This window comes from Bacillus cereus group sp. N12, assembly GCF_016483575.1.
GTDB classification, from domain to species: Bacteria; Bacillota; Bacilli; order Bacillales; family Bacillaceae_G; genus Bacillus_A; species Bacillus_A toyonensis.
In genome coordinates this window covers 35,959-57,681 of record NZ_JAEHBO010000012.1, presented here as the reverse complement: position 1 = coordinate 57,681, position 21,723 = coordinate 35,959, and the positions used below count along the sequence as shown (strand labels likewise).

The following is a 21,723-nucleotide window of genomic DNA, read 5'->3' as shown; positions in this document are numbered from 1 at the left end:
TTCCTGTTTGCAAATAAAAAAAGTTTCTTCTTTACGAAGAAACTTTTTTGACTACTTCATAAAAATAGTAGCCTCTACTGGATAATGATCAGAGTAATCATTATACGTATATTTTTTAAACCATGATGTAACAGTCCATTGTGGAGATTTCGGCTGTAACACTTTATTTTCTATATGCGATGGGTTTGCATGATCTTTACTTGCAATAATATAATCTAAATACTCGGCAGGGCTATCGGGGAAATTGTATTTCGCAATACTGTTTGTCGTCGCATCCCAAGTCGCTGTATGTCCAGTATAAGATGGAATAGAAGCATGTAATGTTTTAAACATAGATGCATACTCTGAATCACTATTATTCTCAGCGTTTATTTTATTTACGTTCATATCTCCACCAATTAACACATACTCGTTATTTGGTATATTTTTATTTTTAATAAAATCTTGAATTTCTTGTAGCTGTTTTGTACGTACAGATGCAGGTGAAGTTTTTCCACACATACTATCTTCAGCTTGTAAATGAGTCCCAATTACATGAACAAAACTATCATTTTTCTTAATTTTCGTGTATACAAATCCTTTATTTGATAAATTATCTGGTCCGCATCCTTTTTCGAATACATATTGAATTTTTTCAACGATTGGCCATTTACTCACAATCGCAACGCCCCCATCTTCAGGAGTCGAAGATGAATAGTTCCCTAATGTTTTATCCCATTCGTTTCCACTACTACGACCTAATACCGCCGTTTGATTTGGATATTCTCTCTTCAAATTTCCTAACAAACGATCTGAGGCGCTATTATCAAACACTTCATTTAATATAACAACGTCCTGATTCTTTATATAATCTGCCGCTCCAATTAAATCAGCACGCTCACTTTGTCCCCAATTCGGATATAAGTTTGTTGATAGCATGTACACGTTATGCGTCATTACTTTTAATGTATTATTTTGATTTGTAGGCGTTTCTGCTTGAGCTGAAGATCCACTATATAAAGCTCCTAAACCAATTCCAAAGCTAAGTACACCTTTTAGCAATTTACTTTTCACGTTTCATACCTCCATGTGTGTAGTGATAAAAAGGCCAAATACTCTATTCTGAGATTTGACCTTTTTTAAATACTTAACGATTTCCGTACGTATCAAACCAAAGCTGGATGTATCCAGCAGTAACACGTTGTGCATCCATTAAACGCTTACCTGTCATTGGTGTAACTTCAGCGCGCCATTTATCTGCATAATCTTGCGATACAGCAGCTCTCACGAACCAATCTTTCGTATTATCATTTACAATGCCAGCGTAATCTTGTTTCGCAACTACTGCCGCTCCATGAATCCAATCTTCTGGATTTGTACCTTTCCAGTTCCAATATCCATTTCCATCCGTTACTTTGTAATTATCTTTTATCGTATCTACAAAGTTTTCATATTTAGAATGGAACCCTTGTGGATACGAAAGATTTGTAAAGTTTGCCGCATGCATCGGTTGGTTTACATCTCCTAAATAATGAAGAGATAATCCTAAATAGAAGAATGCTTGTTTCATATCTTTATTTTTGTATGACTCACCAGCTAATTTAAAATATTTAGCTCCAGTTTCCTTCGCCTGCTTTGCATATGGAATATACGTTTTCCCGTTATCAGGGTCATAGAAGTGTGAAGCAAATGTGCTATTATCATAATAAGGATTTTCATAGTCAGCAGCATAAATACCATTCTCTAACTCCGTACGCCATTCATTTAATAGTGCAACTCGCTCTTGTTTTACAAGTGTTGTATTACGAGACATAATATCCATTGCACGGTTTACAATCCATAAATGAGAGTTTACGCCTTCTTTATGTTTATCTTCAGCAGACCAGCGCGGAATAACGCCTACTCTCTGTCCTCCATCGTTTTCATGAGCAAACGCAACACTTTGTAACGGTGCTACTAACGTAATAGCTGCTGCTAAAGCAAGAACTTTCTTTTTCATCTGAAATCCTCCATTTTATAATTGAATTATTGTAAACATTTTGCTAGGATCCTATGATGTCGTCTGGTTAACCTATGACTAGAATATCCCACCTTTCATAAAATTTCTATCACTAAATTAAAATATGCAAATGTTCATATCATTATAACTTTATACATAGTGAATATAATGAATGAATGCACTTACATTGTAATAAAGTATTGTTAAGCTACTGCAAATACTTGTCTAAACTAATGTAAAAAAAGAGTAAAGCAATTACATGCTTTACTCTTTTCTTCTATTCGATAATATACTTGGTAGTTGCACATTAACCGCCAACTTATGAATAAATCCAAACACTAATCCAATCCCGATAAATATGTATAGTATCGTAAATATCTTCCCAAAATCAGTTTGAGGACTAAAATCTTTATCGCCTACAGTTGTCAGTGTCACAACACTAAAATATAAAGCATCAAGGATACGTAATCCCTCCACTGTGCTATAAAAGATTGTACCCGATATTAAAGTCAAAATTGTTAATACGAATAAAACTTGAAATTCTTTATCCTTCCACGCTCGCAAACAGGCTCTTAGCATACGTTTCAATGTTAAAAAAAATGAAAGCATTCAACTTTCCCTCCCAACCAAAAGTACATTTAGTCAAAGGAAAGTCTATCACCTTTCCGTATAGAAAAAAAGTAGCCCTCTTCTATTTCTAGAAAAGGACTACTTTTTTCAATTCTTTATTATTTGGGTGAAACAAGAATTTTCACTTGTGTTTTATCTTTTACAAGTGCTTCAAATCCTTCTTCAACAACTTGATCCACTGTAATTTTTTTCGTAATTAATTTCTCTGCTTGAATTTGACCAGAGCTAATTAATTTAATAACAGATGGGAAGATGTGACGGTATCCAAGAATACCGATAACTTCTTTTTCTTTTAATACAAGGTTGTTCGGAGTAATTGTTGCATCTTTTTCCCATACGCTAACAATTACCGTTTGTCCTTCGAAACTTGTACTTTCAATTGCTTGACGTAGTACAACTTCAACACCTGTTACTTCGAAGCTAACATTTACACCTAAACCGTTTGTTAAGTTACGAATTTCTGCTAATACATCTTGAGTTGCTGGATTTAATACGTAATCCGCACCTGCTAATTTTGCTAACTCTTGACGTTCTTTAGAAAGTTCAACTGCGATAACAGGAGTTGCTCCTGCTGCTTTAGCTGCTTGGATAACAAGAAGTCCAATTGGACCACAACCAAATACTGCTACAGCTTCCCCTTCTTTTAATTTACTTTGACGTACTGCATGAACTGCTACTGCTGCTGGTTCTACAAGTGCACCTTGTTCATACGTCATTTCATCTGGAATATGATGAACCATATCTTCTGGTACTACTGTATATTCAGAGAAACCACCACCGTCTCCACCAAGACCGTGGAAAACAAGCTGTTCACAAACATTGTAATGTCCATGTTTACAAGCTTCACATTTACCACAAGAATAAATTGGTTCTACAACAACGCGGTCTCCCACTTTATGAGATGTAACTCCTTCACCAATCTCTATTACCTCACCACTAAACTCATGACCTAAAATAACAGGTGCTTTCACATGTGTTAATGGATGTTCTTCTGTTGGAATAAAAATAGGCCCTGCTAAATATTCATGCAAGTCTGTCCCACAAATACCACACCATTTAACTTTGATTTTCACTGTTCCTGGTTTTACTGTTGGTTCTGGTACTTCTTCTACTCGTACATCACGTTGATTATGCCAAAGTAGTGCTTTCATTTTATACATCCCTCTCTATGTATATACTTAACCTGGTGAAGTTTACAATTCTATTATAATACTTCTATCCATATATTTCAAAAAAACAATCACATTCCCACTAATTTTTTACAAATAACGTTCAATATTTTGTCACTTTGTACTTTTTTCCACATCTGTTAATTCAATTTCATTGCAGGTGAAATTAGCATTGTGCCATAATAGCATAGGAGAGGTGAATATCGCTTGAAATATTTTATTTACTTTATCGTTATCGTGGCATTTTTAGATACATTTTCACAATTACCTATTATGAGTACTTTCGCTCAAAGTCTTGGAGGAACCCCTCTTATTATCGGGCTAGTTGTCGGTATGTACTCATTCGCTAATATGATCGGTAATATTATTGCTGGAGCCGCTGTCGATAAATTTGGTGCAAAAAAAATCCTTTATATAAGCATGGGAATTACGAGTTTCATAGTCTTGTTATACACCGTTGTTCAAAGTGGTGAACAACTATTAGTTGTTCGCTTTATGCATGGATTTAGTGATGGCTTTTTAATTCCTGCTGCCTTTACATTTTTATCAAAACAAACAAATGCAAAAAGACAAGGAAAAGCAATGGCTCTATCTGGTGCTGCTGTTGGAACAGCGGCTATCGTAGGTCCTGCTTTCAGTGGCATTATGAAAGCGACAGCTGGAATAGAATGGGTTTTCATTACTATTTCTATTTTAATGGTTCTTGGTACAATCGTATCTCTATTCTTCTTACCAAATAACGTGTCAAGAAAAGATACATCAAGAACACAAATGATGTACAAAGAAGACATGTTTGAACTATTGAAATCCGAACCGTTATTACAGGCATATATTGGTGCTTTCACTCTAATGTTTTCACAAGGAATTGTCACATATATGTTACCAGTAAAAGTTGAGGCGTTAGCACTTAAAGCATCTACAACAGGTATGATGCTAAGTGTATTCGGAATTACCGCTATTCTCTTCTTCTTACTTCCAACAAATCGTATTTACGATCGATTTAATCGTTCAAAACTAATGCTGATTGGTATTGCAGTAATGGCATTAGCGTTATCTTTACTTGGATTATTCGCAACAAAAGGCATGCTCTTTATCGTTATGATGATTTATGGCATTGGATTCGCTATCCTTTTCCCATCGATAAATGCATTACTTGTTGAAAATACGACAGATGATAATCGCGGGAAAGCCTTCGGATTATTTTATGCATTCTTCTCATTAGGAGTTGTTGCTGGTTCCTTTACAGTTGGAGCAATCGGGGCATCACCTAGTGTCAGCTTCGTTATCGGAACTGCATTCTTATTAACGTTTGCCGGTATGATTTACGTAAGAAGCAAAGTAAAAAAGACAATGATGGGTTAATTCCATCATTGTCTTTTTTTAAAATGCATATTGATATAACCCATAATATAACGGCAAAGTTGGAATCACACCAATTAATTTGAATATAAAAGGTAGCGGTTCATCCTTCTCTTCATATAAACATAAAACAAAAACGGCACTCAAAGTCCAAATAATGCTAAACACGAAGATGCATTTCCAAACGATTGAGGTTAATATTTCTACATCGAAGACAAAACCAAATAGCCCTATCCACGTAATAATGGATACTACAAAATCAAACTTTTGAATTGGTGTTTGAAACATCCCTCTTATTAATGAAGTAATAGCTAATATCGCTACAATTACTAAATAAATTTTCCACAACATAATGATAAGCTCCTGTTCAATTTTTCACTTTCAATAAACCATACTTAATAAATAAGCTGGCATTATATTTTTCATAGAAATAATACAACGGATAACAAAATAAGAAGAAAATAAGTACGGTTGGTACATTGTCTATAATAGAAAAATATTTTCCTAGCAATTCTTTAGTGCTCTCACCAATCATAATAAACAGTGGGATTATACAAATTGCCGCTAATATTAAACATGGCGTTATCCTTATTTCTTTCAGCTTCACCTTACAATGTGGACACCTTAATGAAAAAAGATGTGGGATGTCGATAATATGTTGTGCAGTAATATTTCCTTCACACTGTGGGCATACAATTGTTTCTTTCATTTATAACTTCTCCTTTCTACTCACAAAAAAAAGCTCTATCGAATAGGGCTCTTTTTTCGCCTAATATACATTACTTTTGCTTATAACCAAGTAATACTGTAAATAAACTTATGTATAAAAGCAATACTACTTTCTCCCTAAAAAAAGAAACTGAATAAATACCGACGATACTTCGACAATTTCCTCGGAAATATTTCCTTTCTCCATATAATTTGATACACTACATATGAACAGACACTTGTATTACATAAACTAAAATAATAACTTACTGTACAAATTAAAAAGCACATTCTTCATATGAAGAATGTGCTTTTTAATTTATTAACGCTTAATCCAAACCGCACCTGCAGACTTATCCTCTGCTTGTCCAACAACTTGGAATTTAAGACCAAGATTTGGCACTTTTCGTCCTGCATCAGCAATTTGCTTGTTACTGTATACTTTTGAATCATCAAATGTTGTAACACCTTGTAATCCAGCATAATTAAACTGTCCACGTGTTAATGAATTTACACTCCATGCTGGTGTTTGATCAAATGAAAATGCAGCGTCTGCAATTTGCATGCCTGTATTACCGTACGCTGATTTCCCGTTCAAATTACCAACAAACGCTTCTGGATGAGAGTCTACAACCCCAAGGAAGCCTTCACCTGGATGCACCCCAACCCAGTTATCTTTGAAACTATCATCTGCATACCAAACGACAAGACCTGTATTGTATACCGGACCTCTTCCTGCTTTTAATCCATTATCTGATCCAGCGTAGTTTCTCCACTCTAAATAATAATAATGAGCTTTCTTCTCTGTCCCATCAGAAACAACGAATCCATTTAACTGCATTTTTGACTGTCCTTCTGCATCATCAGAGAATACACCTTGTCCGTCAACAGTTACACTTACATTATCCATCGCGAAACCTTTATATGTTACAGCTGGATCTGTAATGTAGTCGAATTGTAGTTTCACTTTCTTCCCTTTAAATTGACTTAAATCGTATGATTTATCAATCCATTTCCCATCTGTTGTATCTTTATCTCCTTGTACTACTTTTTCTCCAAGTCTATCAATTAATGTTTTTGTTCCATCTTCTGTTACTGCATGTACTTCAACAAAATCGCACTCTGCTTCTAACTCATAATTTGCTTTATAATCGAATTTTGCATGTGTTCCTTTTGTTAAATCAAAGAATGGTGTCTCTAGTGTTGTGTGCATATCATCTCCTCTTGTACTATAATATGCATGCTTTCCAAACTCAGGTTTAATCGTTTCAACACTCTTACCTGGCAAATTAACACGTACAACACCTGGACGATTTGATTTCGTAACACTTTGATCAATATATGTAGGAATTCCTACACCACGCTTAATTTTATCGTAATCTACTTCTAAAATTTTTGCCCAGTTGCCACCCATATTCTTTTGTAAGAAGTCTTTATTTTGTGGTGAAAAACTAGTCGGCTCTGTTCCTGCAATTTTTCCTGTCCAACTGCCTCCACTCATTAATGACCAAGCTTCAACAGGTGATCCAGCTCCAGTATATTTCGTATCATATTCATCCGGTAAACCAAGGTCATGTCCAAATTCATGTGCAAACACACCTACAGCGCCATCTTCTGGTTCAATTGTGTAATCATGCGCTGCTACTTTTCCACCAAAGTAATCTACCTTTGATTTTGTCCCTTCAATCGCTACTGGATCTGTAGCTAATTTTGAACGATGTGACCAAATTGCATCATCACCTAATTTACCGCCACCAGCTTCTTGACCAACACCAGAATGAATTACCATTAAATGATCAATTACACCATCAGGTTCATTTTGATTCCCATCGCCATTTGTATCATATCTATCGAATTGATCAAACTGAGATAAGTCTAACCCTTTCTCAGCAGCTGCATGTAAAGCTTCCTTCACTAAATCACGTGCACCTTTTGGACCTTTATTATCGTGACCACTACTACCATCAGCTCCATAATCAGATGCTTTTCCTGGAACAGTTAGCCACTCCGTTACATATCCGTCTGTCGTATAGCTACCGCCAGACTGCTCTTCATAATATTGTTTAAATGTTTTTACTTTCGAACCATCAAATAATGTATAAGGCTCATTACCAAACAACATCTTTTGATAATGTTCTCTACTAAAGTCTTTCGAATACATATAACCTGGTGTTTGATCAATATTATTATGTTTATAATCACTAAATTCAACGAGTAGCACTAATACTTTATCAGATCGAACAGATCCCTTATATGGAGCTTGCTTTGCCTTGGAAGTTGGAACTTGTCCATTCAATTGCTTTTTATTTGGTTCCGGCTTTTGCTCAGGGCTAACATTTTTTTCAGCCTTCTTTACGTTCTCCTTTTCTTCCATCTTTTTCTCTTTTACCTTTTTCACGAAATCAGATGCTTCTTTTGCCGTATCCTCTGGAAGAATTTCTTTATTCGCTTGATCTCCTTGCTTCTTTTCAATATACTGCTCGACAGCTTTTTTCGTTTCTTCTTTAGAAGATGCTGGATTAATTGTTCCTCTTTCTTTCAGCGCTTCCGCTAAACGATCTTCTTGAATTAAATTGTAATCAATTGGTGTTGTAGACACATTATCTTTTTCTTTCGCTGGCGTTTCTGCGTATGCTAACGGAGCACTCATTACAGATGTACATCCGATAATTGCCGCAATTGCTAACGTTGATAGTACTTTAAATGGAGCTTTTCTTTTCATCCTCTGTCTCTCCTTTTATAAAACTTAAAATTCAGATAAATAAGTGCGTTTAAATCGAAATCCCGGCTTTCTGCCCTCCCTATATAAAAAGGCATAATTCTATAAACGTTAAGCTTTCTGTTATAGAATCATGCCCTCCAGTTTTCTGGTCAGCCCCTCTATCTTTTTATCCCACTATTTGCTAGGCAGTAAGACTCCCACCTCAAAATTCAGCGAACCCGAGGAAGTTAATTGGGAGATAACTGCCCGTAAAAGCCCAATTGGCGAGGGCTAATAATCCGGTGGGGGATGAACAACCCCCATCACTGATTAAAGTGTTACTTTATATCGAAATATAAAAAATAAAGAGTGATTTGTATATATTAAATAGCTTATATTAAAAATTTAAAAGACAATATGCAAAATTGCATGAAAATTCCTTCAAATAAAAAAAGAACCCTAGTCAATTAAACTAGGATTCTCGATTTCATATTATTTCTCTTGTGTTTTTTCCCAATCAGCTAGGAATTTCTCAATCCCTTGATCTGTTAATGGGTGCTTCACTAATGAAGCAATTACGTTTGCTGGGATTGTTGCAATATGTGCACCATTTAGTGCTGCGTCAGTTACGTGAACGCTGTGACGTACAGATGCTGCAATGATTTCTGTTTCAATGCCGTGAATTGCAAAGATTTCTGCGATTTGGCGAATTAAGTCCATACCGTTATGACCGATATCATCTAGGCGACCTAAGAATGGTGAAACGTATGTCGCACCAGCGCGAGCTGCAAGTAATGCTTGAACTGCTGAGAATACTAATGTAACGTTTGTACGAATTCCTAAATCTGAAAATGCTTTTACTGCTTTTAAACCTTCCGTTGTCATCGGTACTTTTACAACAACGTTTGGAGCAATCTTCGCTAATTCTTTTCCTTCTTCAATCATTTTATCAGCTTCTAAGCTAATTACTTCTGCACTTACAGGTCCTTCTATAAAGCTGCAAATTTCACGAATACGCTCATGGAAATCTACGCCTTCTTTTGCTACAAGTGATGGGTTTGTCGTTACTCCAGCTACTACGCCTAATGCATTTGCCTCTTTAATTTCGTTAATGTTTGCTGTATCAATAAAGAATTTCATTTGTTATTCTTCCTTCCTAATTTTCATTTTATATTTATTTATTTTTTTTAATAAGCTCTAATTCAATCGGAATAGATTTGTCCACTTTTTTACCTTGTGTTATTTCTTTTGCTGTTTGCATCGCCTTCTCTCCGATTAATTCCGGTTTTTGAGCGACTGTTGCAGCCATACGCCCATCGTTAACCGCTTTCACAGCATCATCTGTTGCATCAAATCCAACAACTACTACATCCGTTTTCCCAGCAGATTTTAATGCCTCAAGTGCCCCTAATGCCATTTCATCGTTATGAGCAAATACCGCTTTAATATCGCTATTCGCTTGCAAAATATTTTCCATAACAGATAAACCTTTTGCACGATCGAAATCAGCTGCTTGTTTTGCTACTACTTTTAAAGACTTATCAGCTACGTTATGGAATCCTTTCCCACGCTCACGAGCAGCAGAGGATCCAGGGATTCCTTCTAACTCAGCAACGTTCGCTCCCCCGCCAACTAATTCACGAATGTAATCACTAGCCATTTGACCACCTTCGATATTGTTAGAAGCAATGTGCGAAACAACTTTACCTGAATTCGCAACGCGGTCTACTGTAATAACAGGAACATTCGCTGCATTTGCCGCACTTACTGCTGAAGCAACAGCATCTGAATCGGTTGGATTAATAACAACTGCGTCCACACCTTTTTGAATTAAATCTTCAACATCGTTCGTTTGCTTTGCTGCATCGTTTTGTGCATCAACAGCAATCAATTCAATGCCACTATCTTTCGCTTTCTTTTCTGCACCTTTTTTCAAAGTCACGAAAAATGGATTGTTTAAAGTTGAAACAGAGAATCCAACTTTAATAGTTTTATTTCGACCTTTATCGCTAGAATCCTTTGCCCATTCTGGTGGTTCCATTGAACAACCAGCAGTAATGACCATAATACATGCAACGAGTATAAGTAACCATTTCTTCATGAACTGTCCCTCCATTACGCTTCTTTTCGACGATCAATTAATACAGCTAGTAAGATTACAAGTCCTTTTACAACTTGTTGGAAGAAAGAAGATACACCTAATAAATTTAAACCGTTATTTAGTACACCGATAATAAGTACACCGATGAATGTACCAACAATCCATCCTCTTCCTCCAGAAAGACTTGTCCCTCCTAATACAACTGCTGCAATTGCATCTAATTCGTAAGAAGTACCCGCAGTCGGCTGTGCAGAATCTAATCGTGATGTTAAGACAATACCTGCAAGCGCTGCCAAGATTCCGGAAAGACCGTAAATCATTACTTTAATTCTCGTAACATTAATACCTGATAGTGCTGCTGCTTCTTCATTTCCACCAATTGCAAATGTACGGCGACCAAATGTCGTTTTCTTCAAAATGAAGTACAGCACTGCGAAAGCGATCATCATTGTAACAGCTGGTACCGGAATACCAAGAAAATAACCGCGGCCAAACATTTGGAACATTAAATGATCACCAAGACCAGTGATCGGACGTCCGTCCATATAAACAAGCGTCAACCCACGAAAAATAGTCATTGTTGCTAAAGTCGCAATAAATGGAGCTACTTTTCCTTTCGCAATGATGATACCGTTTACAATTCCCATTACAAGACCAGCAAGTAGTCCAACTGCCATTGCAAGGAACGGGTCCATGCCACTTGCCATCATTCCAGCAACAAGTGCACTTGATAATGCTAAAATAGAACCTACCGATAAGTCAATACCCCCTGTTAAAATTACAAAGGTCATTCCGAATGCAATAAGCGCATTAATCGATACTTGACGCAGTATATTAAATAAATTTGGAATTTCAATAAATGCTGGATTTAAAGCTGTAATTACGACAATAATTAATACTAAACCGATTAAAGAACCGAGTTGTTGTAATACATTCCCCTTCTTAGCCATCCTTACTCTCCCCCTGTAGCTAGTGCCATTATAGACTCTTGTGATGCCTCATCTTTCCCTAAAATACCGCCGACTTTTCCTTCATGAATAACAAGAACTCGATCGCTCATCCCTAAAACTTCGGGAAGCTCAGATGATACCATAATAACGGCATCTCCTTGTTCAGTCAGCTTATTCATAATAGAGTAAATTTCTTTTTTCGCTCCAACATCCACACCTCTTGTTGGCTCATCTAAAATGAGTAACTGCGGATGAATACCTAACCATTTCGCAATTACAATCTTTTGCTGATTTCCACCAGAAAGAGATTTCACCGCTTGCTCTCCACTAGATGCTTTCACATTAAGAAGTTTCATCATGTCCTCTGTAAACTGTTGTTCTAGTTCGTTACTAAGGACACTTCCCTTTGAAAGACTTTCTAAATTCGGTAACGCTAAATTTTCTCGAATTGAGAAATCTAACACTAATCCTTCAGACTTTCTATCCTCTGTAATGAAAGCAATTCTTTGTCTAATTGCATCTATCGGACTATCAATCTTTACTTCTTGTCCGTTTATAAAAATTTGTCCAGAGTCTAAAGGTTCATATCCAAATATCGCTTTCATAATATCTGTGCGACCAGCTCCCATCAAGCCAGCTACACCAAGAATTTCACCTTTTCTAACTTGAAACGAAACATTTTCAAATTTCCCCTTTTTCGTTCCGTTACGCATTTCAAAAATTACTTCACCAATTTGACTATTTCGCTCTGGGTAACGTTCACCAATGCTGCGCCCCACCATCATACTCACTACTTCATCAAATGACGTTTCCGGAATTAATCTTTTCCCTACATATTCTCCATCACGCAAAATTGTAATAGCATCACATATTGAGAATATTTCTTCCATGCGGTGTGAAATGTAAACGAATGAAACCCCTTCTTTACGTAACTTATTTATAACTGTAAAGAGCGTTTCAATTTCACGATCCGTCAGTGCCGCAGTTGGTTCATCCATAATAATAACGCTTGCGCTTGTCATCAATGCTTTCGCAATTTCAATAATTTGCTGTTGTCCAACTGATAGTTCTCCTGCTAACATAGCACCTTTTACATGTAATCCTAGCTCCGCCAATTGCTGCTGCGCAATCGCGTTCATTTGACGAGTACGTAAAATACCTGTTTTCCCATACATTAACTCTTTACCGAGAAACATATTTTCAGCTACTGTTAAATTTGGCAATATGTTCAGTTCTTGATGTATAAATGCAATGCCGTACTCTTCCGCTTCTTTCGCATTTTTAAAAGTGCGTTCTTGCCCATCAATCGTGACTGTTCCACCATCTTTTGTATATACACCTGTTAAAATCTTCATGAGCGTCGATTTACCCGCTCCATTTTCCCCCATCAATGCATGGACTTCTCCTGCTTCAATCATAAACTGTGCATTCTTCAAAACAGGATTTCCACTGAACGCCTTTGAAATGTTTTTCATTTCAATACGCATTCTCATCACTTCCCTTTATTAAAAAATCACGCCTGCATGTAAAATTACATTGGCATAAGGCGTAGCCTCTCCTGTACGGATAATTGCCTTCGCTTTTTTTGTATTTTCTTTAAATTGTTCATGTGATACATATTCAAATGCTGGTTCTTTTAATTGCAGCTCAATCTCTTTATTTACTTCCGCATTATTGATAATGACTTCTTCTGCTAACGTCACTTTTTCAATTGCCATATCATCAGCTACAACTTGTAATACATCTAAAAAACTCGGCTTTCCAAGTTCAACAGCTAAATCAATTCGCTTTACTCCATCAGGAATCGGTAATCCACAATCAGCAATTACAAGCGTATCTGTATGTCCGAGTGAAGCCAGGACTGCCGCAATCTCACTGTTTAATACACCGTGCTTTTTCATCCGACAATCACCTGCACTTCACGTACTCTATCTCTCGTCGGCATACCGCCTTGTGCCCCAAGTTTTGTTACAGAAAGGCCTCCAGCAATATTCGCAAAACGAATTGCTTTTTGAAGCGTTTCTCCTTCAGAAAGTGCAACTGCTAACGCACCATTAAATGTATCACCAGCTCCAGTCGTATCCACTACATCAACAGCAATGCTAGGAATATGTAGAATCTCCGTACCATTATGGAAACGAACACCGTTAGAACCTTCTGTCATCAATAGTTTATTTGGATATTTCGCCAGTAAATCTTCAATTGGTGATGTAAAATCATCTAATACAATGCGGCACTCATGTTCATTTGGCGTAATATACGTTGCCTTTTCTAATATGTCTTCTGATAACACTTGTGCTGGCGCTGGATTCAACATAACTGGAATTTTATGTTCTTCGCAAATAGATAGAACATACTTTACTGTTTCAAGCGGAATCTCTAATTGTAGAACAACCATATCAGCTTTTACGAGAAGATCTTTTGAACGATCTACAACCGATTCATTCACAAGAGCATTTGCTCCTTGTACGACAACAATACTGTTATCCTCTTCTGCTAAAACGATATGAGCAATTCCTGTCGTTCCATCTGTAACCGGTACCACATAGTCGATAAAAACACGTTCGTTCTCTAAATTTTTTCTAACTACTGTTCCGTAATCATCATTTCCTACTGCTCCAACCATTGCTACATTGGCACCTAATCTAGCTGCAGCAACTGCTTGGTTCGCCCCTTTCCCTCCTGGGATCGTATGAAATGCTTCACCAATTACTGTTTCTCCTGCTTTCGGCCGTTTCTTTGAAACAGCCACTAAGTCCATTGAAATACTACCTACTACTGCAATATTTGGCATCTGTTTCATCTCCTTACTTCGTTGTATTTCTTTCTATAATTTTAATCGGTAAACGATAGTGTTTCTCTTCCAATGCATTTCCTTCCATTTGCTCTAACAACAACTCTGTTGCAATTTTCCCCATCTCATATATTGGCTGTGCAACAGTTGTAATAGATGGGTACATCATTTCTGTTAAAGAAATTCCATCGAATCCGATAATTTGTAAATCGTCAGGAATAGCCATTCCTTTTTGAAGTGCAGCCTTTACAATACCAATTGCAATTAAATCATTCCCAGCAACAATACCATCAATATGCGGGTATTCTTCTAATAATTCCATTGCTACACGCGCACTATTTGCTGGGTCAAATGTACTCTCTGCAATCATATATGAAAGATTATTTTGCGTAATGATATCTACAAAACCTTCAAAACGCTCATTTGCTGTACTTACATCACGTGGTCCACGAATATGTGCAATATGTTTGCATCCTTTATCTATTAACAACCTTGTCGCATCCTGACTTCCTGCATAGTTATCAGCATATACAGTAGGAATACGCTCATTAAACATACGGTCAATCGCAACGACTGGAACTGATAAATTCATGTAATTTATACTATTTTGTGGATTCGTTGCTACAATAAATCCATCTACATTATTTTGTCTAAGTACATCAATGTATTGTTTCTCTTTTTCTAAACTTTCATCAGAGTTACAAAGGACAACTGTGTAACCTTGTTTATGTGCTACATCTTCTACGGCACGTGCAACTTCTGGAAAGAATGGATTCACGATATTTGGAACTACTAACCCAATTAAACGAGATTTTTTATTATATAAAGAACGCGCTACTGTACTAGGTTTATAATCTAGCATTTCAATTGCTCGTTCTACTTTCTTTAACGTATCCTCATGAACATATCCATTTTTATTTAACACTCTGGAAACGGTCGCAACAGATACTCCCGCTAATTTCGCAACGTCTTTAATCGTACTCATTCTCTTTTCTCCTCATTTCATGTAACCGTTTACAGAAAATAATATAACGCATTTATAAAAATACGTCAATCATTTCTCACAAAAAAGCTTTTAAGGTTATACTCAAAAAAGCATCGCCTAATGGCGATGCTTTTTCATTACGTATATGATACAGTTTTTTCTTGTTCTTCTACAGCAGGCTTTTCAGCATCTTTTTTACGATCCGACAGTTTAATTTTCTGTAAGAAAATCGTAAAAATAGCGCCTACTACGATAAATACTAATCCTGTTAAGAATACAGTATGAAGTGAGTCTACTAAAGAATTTTTCAAAATTGGTACGATACTGTTAGCAAATGCTTCTGGCATTTGTTTTAATGCCTCTGGACTAAATAGCATCGAATATAAACCTTGTGGGTCTGTATGAATCATATCTTTAAATTTTGTTACCATTTGTCCCGCTTCTTTCGGGAATGTATCTAATACAGGTACTAACTTATTTGTTAATGTTGTACCTGACGTGTTATTCATAATTGATCCTAAAATTGTAATACCGAATGTCCCACCGATTTGACGGAAAAACTGACTTGATGATGTTACGACACCAAGGTCTTTTTTCGGGAAGCTTTCTTGTAACGCTAATGTTAATGTCGGCATTACAAGACCCATGCCTAAACCGATAACCATCATATAAGAAGTTGCAGTCAGTTTAGTTGTGTGCATATCCATCGTTGTTAATAACCAGAAACCACCAGCCATAATAAGCATTCCTGCGATAATTTGTGGTTTTACACCGACTTTTAATACAAGTTGCCCACCAATAATACTCATAACAATCATTGTAATCATCATCGGTGTCATAATCGTTCCCGACTCAGCAGCACTTACTCCTACAATACCTTGCATGAAGAATGGTACGAACATAATCGCACCGAACATTCCGATACTCATAAAGAATCCAATCGCATTAAGTATTGTAAACGTACGGTTTTTAAAGAAATGCATCGGTAAAATTGGTTCTTCAGCTTTCGTTTCAACGATAACGAAACTAATGATACCAATTACAGCTAGTGCAAATAAACCGATAATTTGCCAAGAATCCCATGCGTAATCTTTTCCGCCAAACGTTAACGCAAGTAATAAACTTACAACACCGAGAATCATCGTAAAGATTCCAGCGATATCAATTTTAATTGGTCCCGTTTGTTTATGTGATTTTAATCCCATTGCGATAAAGACTGTTGCTAAAATACCAACTGGTAAATTAATGTAGAATACCCATCTCCAGTTCACTGCGTCTACAATCCAACCACCAACTTGTGGTCCAATTACAGAAGCAAGACCGTATAACGCACCAAAAATACCTTGCCATTTCGCACGTTCTTTTCCCGTGAACATGTCTCCAATAATAATCATAGCCATCGGCATCATAATACCGCCACCAAGACCTTGAATACCACGGAAAATAATTAATTCTGTCATACCATTTGCCATACCACATAACGCTGAACCAATCATAAAAATAACTAGCCCTGTTATATATACGTTACGACGCCCAAGTAAATCCGCTAATTTACCTGCAATTGGTACGACTGTCGTTGATGTTAACATATAAGCTGTTGTTAACCATGTCATTAAGCTTAGTCCGCCAAGTTCACCAACGATACGCGGCATCGCTGTACCAACGATTGTTCCGTCTAACGCAGCAAATAGCATCGCAATTACTAAACCAATTAACAACAACTTTCTATTTGTATTGCCTTGTTGCTCCATGTAATCTCCTCAATTCCTCTTATTTATTCTCTTTTTTCTCTTGTGTCCCGCAAATAATGGTTTCTAACTTTTCAAAGAGGCGCAACAAATCTTCTCGTTCTTGTAATTCTAATTGTGAAAAGTATTTTGCGATATGCTCATTACGAGCTGCCATCGCCTCTTTTACTGTATTTTTCCCCTTTTTCGTTAGCTCAATGACAACAACACGGCGATCATTATCATCGTGATAACGCTCTACTAACTCATGATCAATTAAACGGTCGATCATTACTGTAATCGCGCTCGGTTTTACGTACATTTTCTCCGCCAATTGTGTCGCTCTTGAAGCTCCGTAATGATCTAAAATCTTTAAAATATAAAATTGCGGTGGTGTAAGTCCTGATGCTTGCATTTGTTCCAATAGCTCTGTTTGCATTTTCTTTCCTATAGCGAATGTAAGAGCTTGAATCTTATCAATATGAGTCATATCATTTGGCATGTTATCCACCTCTTATTTAAACAATAAAATATTTAACGTATTTAAATATTAATCCCGCGAACAAAATCCGTCAATACCTTTTATTCATAAAAACGTTTACATTTTTGTCACAAAGTTGTATAATTTTCGTCGAAGTTAATATTGACAGTCACGGAGAATCGGAGTATACGGCTATGAATCATAAAAAAGGGAACTTTTTTATATTTCATGGCCTTTTTATATTCTCTCTGTCTTAAACGCTTCCAATTAATTAGGGGAGGATTTTCATTTTATGTTTTTCACACAATTATTTAAACCTGCGCCCCATGCAGAACGCTTACCAGCTGATCGCATTGATAGCGAATACCGTAAATTACGTTTACAAGTATTTTTAGGTATCTTCATCGGTTATGCAGGTTACTACTTTGTTCGAAAAAACTTTTCACTAGCAATGCCATACTTAATTGAACAAGGCTTTAGTAAAGGGGAACTTGGGGTTATCCTTTCAGCAGTATCTATCGCTTACGGATTAAGTAAATTTCTTATGGGTATCGTATCCGACCGTTGTAATCCTCGCTACTTTTTAGCAGCTGGGCTATTTTTATCAGGTATCATTAATATTATTTTCGGCTCATTTTCTTTCATTACAACGAGCATTATACTTATGTTTGTACTTCAGTTTTTAAATGGATGGGTACAAGGGATGGGATGGCCTCCTTGTGGTCGTACGATGGTTCACTGGTTCTCTATTAGTGAACGTGGTACAAAAATGTCTATTTGGAACGTCGCTCATAACGTCGGCGGCGCACTTATGCCTTCTCTCGTTACATTAGGCTTATACTTCTTTGCAAATGACTGGAAAAGTATATTTTACTTCCCAGGTATTCTTTCAATTTTAGTTGGTATTTATGTATTGATTACGATGAGAGATACACCCCAATCTTGTGGATTACCGTCTATTGAGGAACATACTGGCGAATATCCATCAGGTGAAAAAGTGAAAGATCGCGAACGCGAACTTTCGGTAAAAGAAATTTTATTTAAATACGTACTAAACAATAAATTTTTATGGTACATCGCTATAGCGAACGTTTTCGTATATTTCGTACGTTACGGCGTTGTAGACTGGGCTCCTACTTATTTAGTAGAGGAAAAAAGCTTTACTCATAGTAGCTCACGTACAGCTTACGCTCTATATGAATGGGCTGGTATTCCAGGTACACTTCTTTGCGGATGGATGAGTGATAAACTATTTAAAGGACGCCGCGCACCTGCTGGTATTTTATTTATGGTCGGTGTATTCATTGCCGTTCTTGTTTACTGGCTAAATCCTGCTGGTCACCCAATCATTGATAGTATCGCACTTGTTTCCATTGGATTTTTAATTTACGGACCTGTTATGCTAATTGGTCTTCACGCACTTGACTTAGCACCAAAGAAAGCTGCTGGAACTGCAGCAGGCCTAACTGGTTTCTTTGGTTACCTAGGCGGAGCTACTTTTGCTAGCGCAGCTATGGGCTTTATTGTAGATGCATTCGGATGGGATGGCGGATTCATTTTATTACTTGTATCTTGCGTACTTGCAATGTTCTTCCTTGCCCTTACTTTAAATACAGGATCTGCAAAGTCAAAACAAGCTTAAGCAAAATATAAATATGTAAACAAACATAAAAATAGCTCTTAGCGTTTATTCTATACGCTAAGAGCTATTCTTTATTTACAGCACTTTTCTTACTAGCTATAACAATCAATTCCTTCCCTACTATAAAATTAAAAAATTTGATGAAATACCTTTATTAATACAGCTAACGTAACAGATGCAGCAAATCCCCCTAAACAAATTAAGCTTACCCCTTGACTATATGATAAATTTTGAAATGATTTCATACCTTCCATCCTCCCTATCTCCCCTTTGATACTTTTATTTTACCAATGGGAAAATTTTCATAACATCGATTTTCCTAACAACAAACTTACAAATTTGTAAGTTAACATCTTTTCAACTTATATATCTAGTATTTCCACAAAAGGATGTCATTTATACATAAAAAAAGACCTCGGGTATCCCAAAGTCTTAGTTACGTGCTATTTCATTTTATTTTATAATCATTACTGGACATTTCACTCGTTTTGCTATTTTATGACTTACGCTACCAAGCATCATTTCTTGTAATGTATTTAATCCTCTGCTCCCAGCAATAACAAGATCTATATCCCCTGTATTTACATATTGAACGAGCGTATCACCAGGATCACCATGCAGAATCGTAAATTTATAAGAAATCTTCTCTTCCTTTAATAATCCTTCAATCTCTTTTAATTTATCTTTCCGACTAGCTGATATTGTTTCAAAATCTGTTTGTCCGTGTATAATATCTGATTTTGCTGTTCTATTATCTACGACATATACAATTTCAACATTTGCTTCTTCACTACATTTCGCAATATGTATTGCATGCTCCGCTGCCCGAAGTGCATGTTCAGAACCATCACATGCTAATATAATTTGTTTGTACATATGCTGAATCCCCTTTTCGTTATCCTACTCGTATTATATAATAAAGCCCCCTAAAAAGGAGGCTTTTAACTAGCAATTCTTTTATTATAAGTTGCTAAATTTGCAACAAGTTTTGAGCTACGTTCATTTAATCCCGTTATACTTACTTTCACACCACTTTGTTCATACTTCATGATAACTTTATCAATTGCGGCCACTGCTGAATCATCCCATACGTGTGCATGAGTAAAGTTCATTTCAATTTCTTTTACATCTTCATCAAATGAAAAAGCATTTATAAAATCTGCCGTAGATGCGAAGAATAGTTGGCCATGAATTTCGTATATTTTCTTATTTTCAATATATAAATGTTTCACGTGAATCTTTGCCATGTTGAATGCAAATAAAACAGCACTAATTACTGTCCCGATGATCACGCCTAATCCTAGATTGTGGGTGATAAGAACAACGACAACCGTTACGATCATGACGAACGCATTTCCTTTTGGCACTTTATGAATCGTCGCTACAGAGTTCCAATCAAATGTTCCAATTGAAACCATAATCATAACTGCAACTAAAGCTGCCATCGGAATATGAACAACATAATCACCTAAAACAAATAGTAATACGATTAAAAATCCGCCCGCTATAAATGTTGATAAACGCCCTCGTCCACCTGACTTAATGTTAATAACAGATTGGCCAATCATTGCACATCCTGCCATTCCTCCGAAAAATCCAGCAACAATGTTCGCAATCCCTTGTCCACGTGCCTCTTTATGTTTATTACTTTCCGTATGCGTCATATCATCTAAAACTGAAGCTGTTAATAATGATTCTAGTAAACCGATAATTGCAAGCATAACTGCATAAGGTAAAATAATCCCTAATGTCTCAAGTGTAAAAGGCACGTCAGGAATACTAAAGAACGGTAATTCTTTCGGCAGGCTTCCCATATCTCCTACTGTTTTCAACTGTAATCCGCTTATAAGTGCAATACTCGTCACAATAATAATTGAAATAAGCGTAGACGGCACAGCCGTTGTAATACGTGGAAATAAATATATAATTGCAAGTCCTAATACAACGAGTGCATACATTTGCCAAGTTGTATTTTTAAAATGTGGCAATTGCGCTGTAAAAACTAAAATTCCAAGTGAATTTAAAAAACCACTCATAACAGATTTCGGAACAAACTTCATAAATGAGCTCAGTTTGAACACGCCAAAAATAATTTGGACAATACCTGTTAATATTGTTGTAGCAAATAAATATTGCAAACCATAATCTTTAACGAGCGTTACCATTAATAATGCCATTGCACCTGTTGCAGCTGAAATCATTCCAGTTCTTCCGCCAACAAATGAAATGGTAACTGCAATACAAAAGGCGGCGTATAGTCCAACTGTCGGATCCACGCCTGCAATAACAGAGAAGGCTATCGCTTCAGGGATTAATGCTAAAGCAACGACAATTCCTGATAACACGTCCCCTCTCACATTAGAAAACCAGTCATTTTTTATCGTTTGAAACAAAATACCACTCCTCTACTCCTTTATCATTTGATTTTCTCCATAAGAAAATCTAGCCGACTGCACGAAGGCTATTATATAACGAGGAAAGGATATTGCGCTATGTAA

General features: G+C 36.5%; 21 protein-coding genes. 2 read left to right on the top strand and 19 right to left on the bottom strand.

The window, feature by feature from the left end:
- Window positions 1-51 precede the first annotated feature (51 nt).
- The 4 genes from sph to bdhA all read right to left on the bottom strand — a co-directional run bounded on the left by sph (window position 52) and on the right by bdhA (window position 3,759).
- Window positions 52-1,053 (bottom strand): sphingomyelinase C, encoded by a 1,002-nt coding sequence (gene sph, locus JDS92_RS09180; protein ID WP_199631846.1) that lies wholly within the window; start codon window positions 1,051-1,053, stop codon window positions 52-54.
- 73 nt (window positions 1,054-1,126) lie between these two features.
- Window positions 1,127-1,978 carry a phospholipase CerA gene (gene cerA, locus JDS92_RS09175; protein WP_000731003.1) on the bottom strand — a complete coding sequence of 284 codons (852 nt, stop codon included), beginning with the start codon at window positions 1,976-1,978 and terminating at the stop codon, window positions 1,127-1,129.
- A gap of 264 nt (window positions 1,979-2,242) precedes the next feature.
- The gene (locus JDS92_RS09170; RefSeq protein ID WP_000947914.1) at window positions 2,243-2,587 is read right to left on the bottom strand and encodes a potassium channel family protein; all 345 of its coding nucleotides are present in this window, start codon (window positions 2,585-2,587) and stop codon (window positions 2,243-2,245) included.
- A gap of 119 nt (window positions 2,588-2,706) precedes the next feature.
- Window positions 2,707-3,759 (bottom strand): (R,R)-butanediol dehydrogenase, encoded by a 1,053-nt coding sequence (bdhA, locus tag JDS92_RS09165; protein WP_000645825.1) that lies wholly within the window; start codon window positions 3,757-3,759, stop codon window positions 2,707-2,709.
- 225 nt (window positions 3,760-3,984) lie between these two features.
- Here bdhA and JDS92_RS09160 point away from each other — a divergent pair, with 225 nt between their 5' ends.
- Entirely contained in the window at window positions 3,985-5,139 is a 1,155-nt protein-coding gene (locus tag JDS92_RS09160) for an MFS transporter (RefSeq protein WP_097959045.1), read from the top strand.
- A gap of 18 nt (window positions 5,140-5,157) precedes the next feature.
- On the opposite strand, the gene JDS92_RS09155 is transcribed toward JDS92_RS09160, so the two are convergent.
- The 12 genes from JDS92_RS09155 to JDS92_RS09100 all read right to left on the bottom strand — a co-directional run bounded on the left by JDS92_RS09155 (window position 5,158) and on the right by JDS92_RS09100 (window position 17,604).
- Complete coding sequence (locus JDS92_RS09155; protein ID WP_199631845.1) at window positions 5,158-5,487, bottom strand: hypothetical protein; 330 nt, start codon at window positions 5,485-5,487, stop codon at window positions 5,158-5,160.
- A gap of 16 nt (window positions 5,488-5,503) precedes the next feature.
- Window positions 5,504-5,845 carry a hypothetical protein gene (locus JDS92_RS09150; RefSeq protein WP_000665294.1) on the bottom strand — a complete coding sequence of 114 codons (342 nt, stop codon included), beginning with the start codon at window positions 5,843-5,845 and terminating at the stop codon, window positions 5,504-5,506.
- Window positions 5,846-6,166: 321 nt separating this feature from the next.
- Window positions 6,167-8,566 carry a M6 family metalloprotease immune inhibitor InhA2 gene (gene inhA2 / locus JDS92_RS09145; RefSeq protein ID WP_016107545.1) on the bottom strand — a complete coding sequence of 800 codons (2,400 nt, stop codon included), beginning with the start codon at window positions 8,564-8,566 and terminating at the stop codon, window positions 6,167-6,169.
- Between the two features lie 471 nt (window positions 8,567-9,037).
- A complete protein-coding gene (fsa, locus tag JDS92_RS09140; RefSeq protein WP_000667666.1) occupies window positions 9,038-9,685 on the bottom strand; it encodes a fructose-6-phosphate aldolase in 648 nt (215 codons plus the stop codon).
- Between the two features lie 34 nt (window positions 9,686-9,719).
- Window positions 9,720-10,646 (bottom strand): ribose ABC transporter substrate-binding protein RbsB, encoded by a 927-nt coding sequence (rbsB, locus tag JDS92_RS09135; RefSeq protein WP_199631844.1) that lies wholly within the window; start codon window positions 10,644-10,646, stop codon window positions 9,720-9,722.
- Window positions 10,647-10,660: 14 nt separating this feature from the next.
- On the bottom strand, window positions 10,661-11,596 hold the full coding sequence (locus JDS92_RS09130) for an ABC transporter permease subunit (RefSeq protein ID WP_001074641.1): 936 nt from the start codon (window positions 11,594-11,596) through the stop codon (window positions 10,661-10,663).
- 2 nt (window positions 11,597-11,598) lie between these two features.
- The gene (gene rbsA, locus JDS92_RS09125; protein ID WP_016107544.1) at window positions 11,599-13,083 is read right to left on the bottom strand and encodes a ribose ABC transporter ATP-binding protein RbsA; all 1,485 of its coding nucleotides are present in this window, start codon (window positions 13,081-13,083) and stop codon (window positions 11,599-11,601) included.
- Between the two features lie 18 nt (window positions 13,084-13,101).
- Window positions 13,102-13,497 carry a D-ribose pyranase gene (gene rbsD / locus JDS92_RS09120; RefSeq protein WP_000716145.1) on the bottom strand — a complete coding sequence of 132 codons (396 nt, stop codon included), beginning with the start codon at window positions 13,495-13,497 and terminating at the stop codon, window positions 13,102-13,104.
- Complete coding sequence (gene rbsK / locus JDS92_RS09115; protein WP_001132871.1) at window positions 13,494-14,390, bottom strand: ribokinase; 897 nt, start codon at window positions 14,388-14,390, stop codon at window positions 13,494-13,496. The genes rbsD and rbsK overlap by 4 nt, the downstream gene beginning before the upstream one ends.
- Window positions 14,391-14,403: 13 nt before the next feature.
- The gene (gene rbsR, locus JDS92_RS09110) at window positions 14,404-15,375 is read right to left on the bottom strand and encodes a ribose operon transcriptional repressor RbsR (RefSeq protein ID WP_098911607.1); all 972 of its coding nucleotides are present in this window, start codon (window positions 15,373-15,375) and stop codon (window positions 14,404-14,406) included.
- A gap of 137 nt (window positions 15,376-15,512) precedes the next feature.
- Window positions 15,513-17,126: an MDR family MFS transporter gene (locus tag JDS92_RS09105; protein WP_098711020.1), complete on the bottom strand. Its 1,614-nt coding sequence runs from the start codon at window positions 17,124-17,126 to the stop codon at window positions 15,513-15,515.
- 19 nt (window positions 17,127-17,145) lie between these two features.
- Window positions 17,146-17,604, bottom strand: coding sequence for a MarR family winged helix-turn-helix transcriptional regulator (locus JDS92_RS09100; RefSeq protein WP_001132370.1), 459 nt, complete (start codon window positions 17,602-17,604; stop codon window positions 17,146-17,148).
- A 271-nt stretch (window positions 17,605-17,875) separates the two neighbouring features.
- On the opposite strand from JDS92_RS09100, the gene glpT reads away from it, so the two are divergent.
- Window positions 17,876-19,225: a glycerol-3-phosphate transporter gene (gene glpT / locus JDS92_RS09095; protein WP_000466380.1), complete on the top strand. Its 1,350-nt coding sequence runs from the start codon at window positions 17,876-17,878 to the stop codon at window positions 19,223-19,225.
- Window positions 19,226-19,353: 128 nt separating this feature from the next.
- Here glpT and JDS92_RS09090 read toward each other — a convergent pair whose 3' ends face one another.
- From JDS92_RS09090 to JDS92_RS09080, 3 genes are all read right to left on the bottom strand, one after another.
- Window positions 19,354-19,470, bottom strand: a complete 117-nt coding sequence (locus JDS92_RS09090) for a DUF4027 family protein (RefSeq protein WP_000834733.1) — start codon at window positions 19,468-19,470, stop codon at window positions 19,354-19,356.
- A gap of 208 nt (window positions 19,471-19,678) precedes the next feature.
- The gene (locus JDS92_RS09085; RefSeq protein WP_000277986.1) at window positions 19,679-20,101 is read right to left on the bottom strand and encodes a universal stress protein; all 423 of its coding nucleotides are present in this window, start codon (window positions 20,099-20,101) and stop codon (window positions 19,679-19,681) included.
- 65 nt (window positions 20,102-20,166) lie between these two features.
- On the bottom strand, window positions 20,167-21,618 hold the full coding sequence (locus JDS92_RS09080; RefSeq protein ID WP_199631843.1) for a SulP family inorganic anion transporter: 1,452 nt from the start codon (window positions 21,616-21,618) through the stop codon (window positions 20,167-20,169).
- Window positions 21,619-21,723 lie beyond the last annotated feature (105 nt).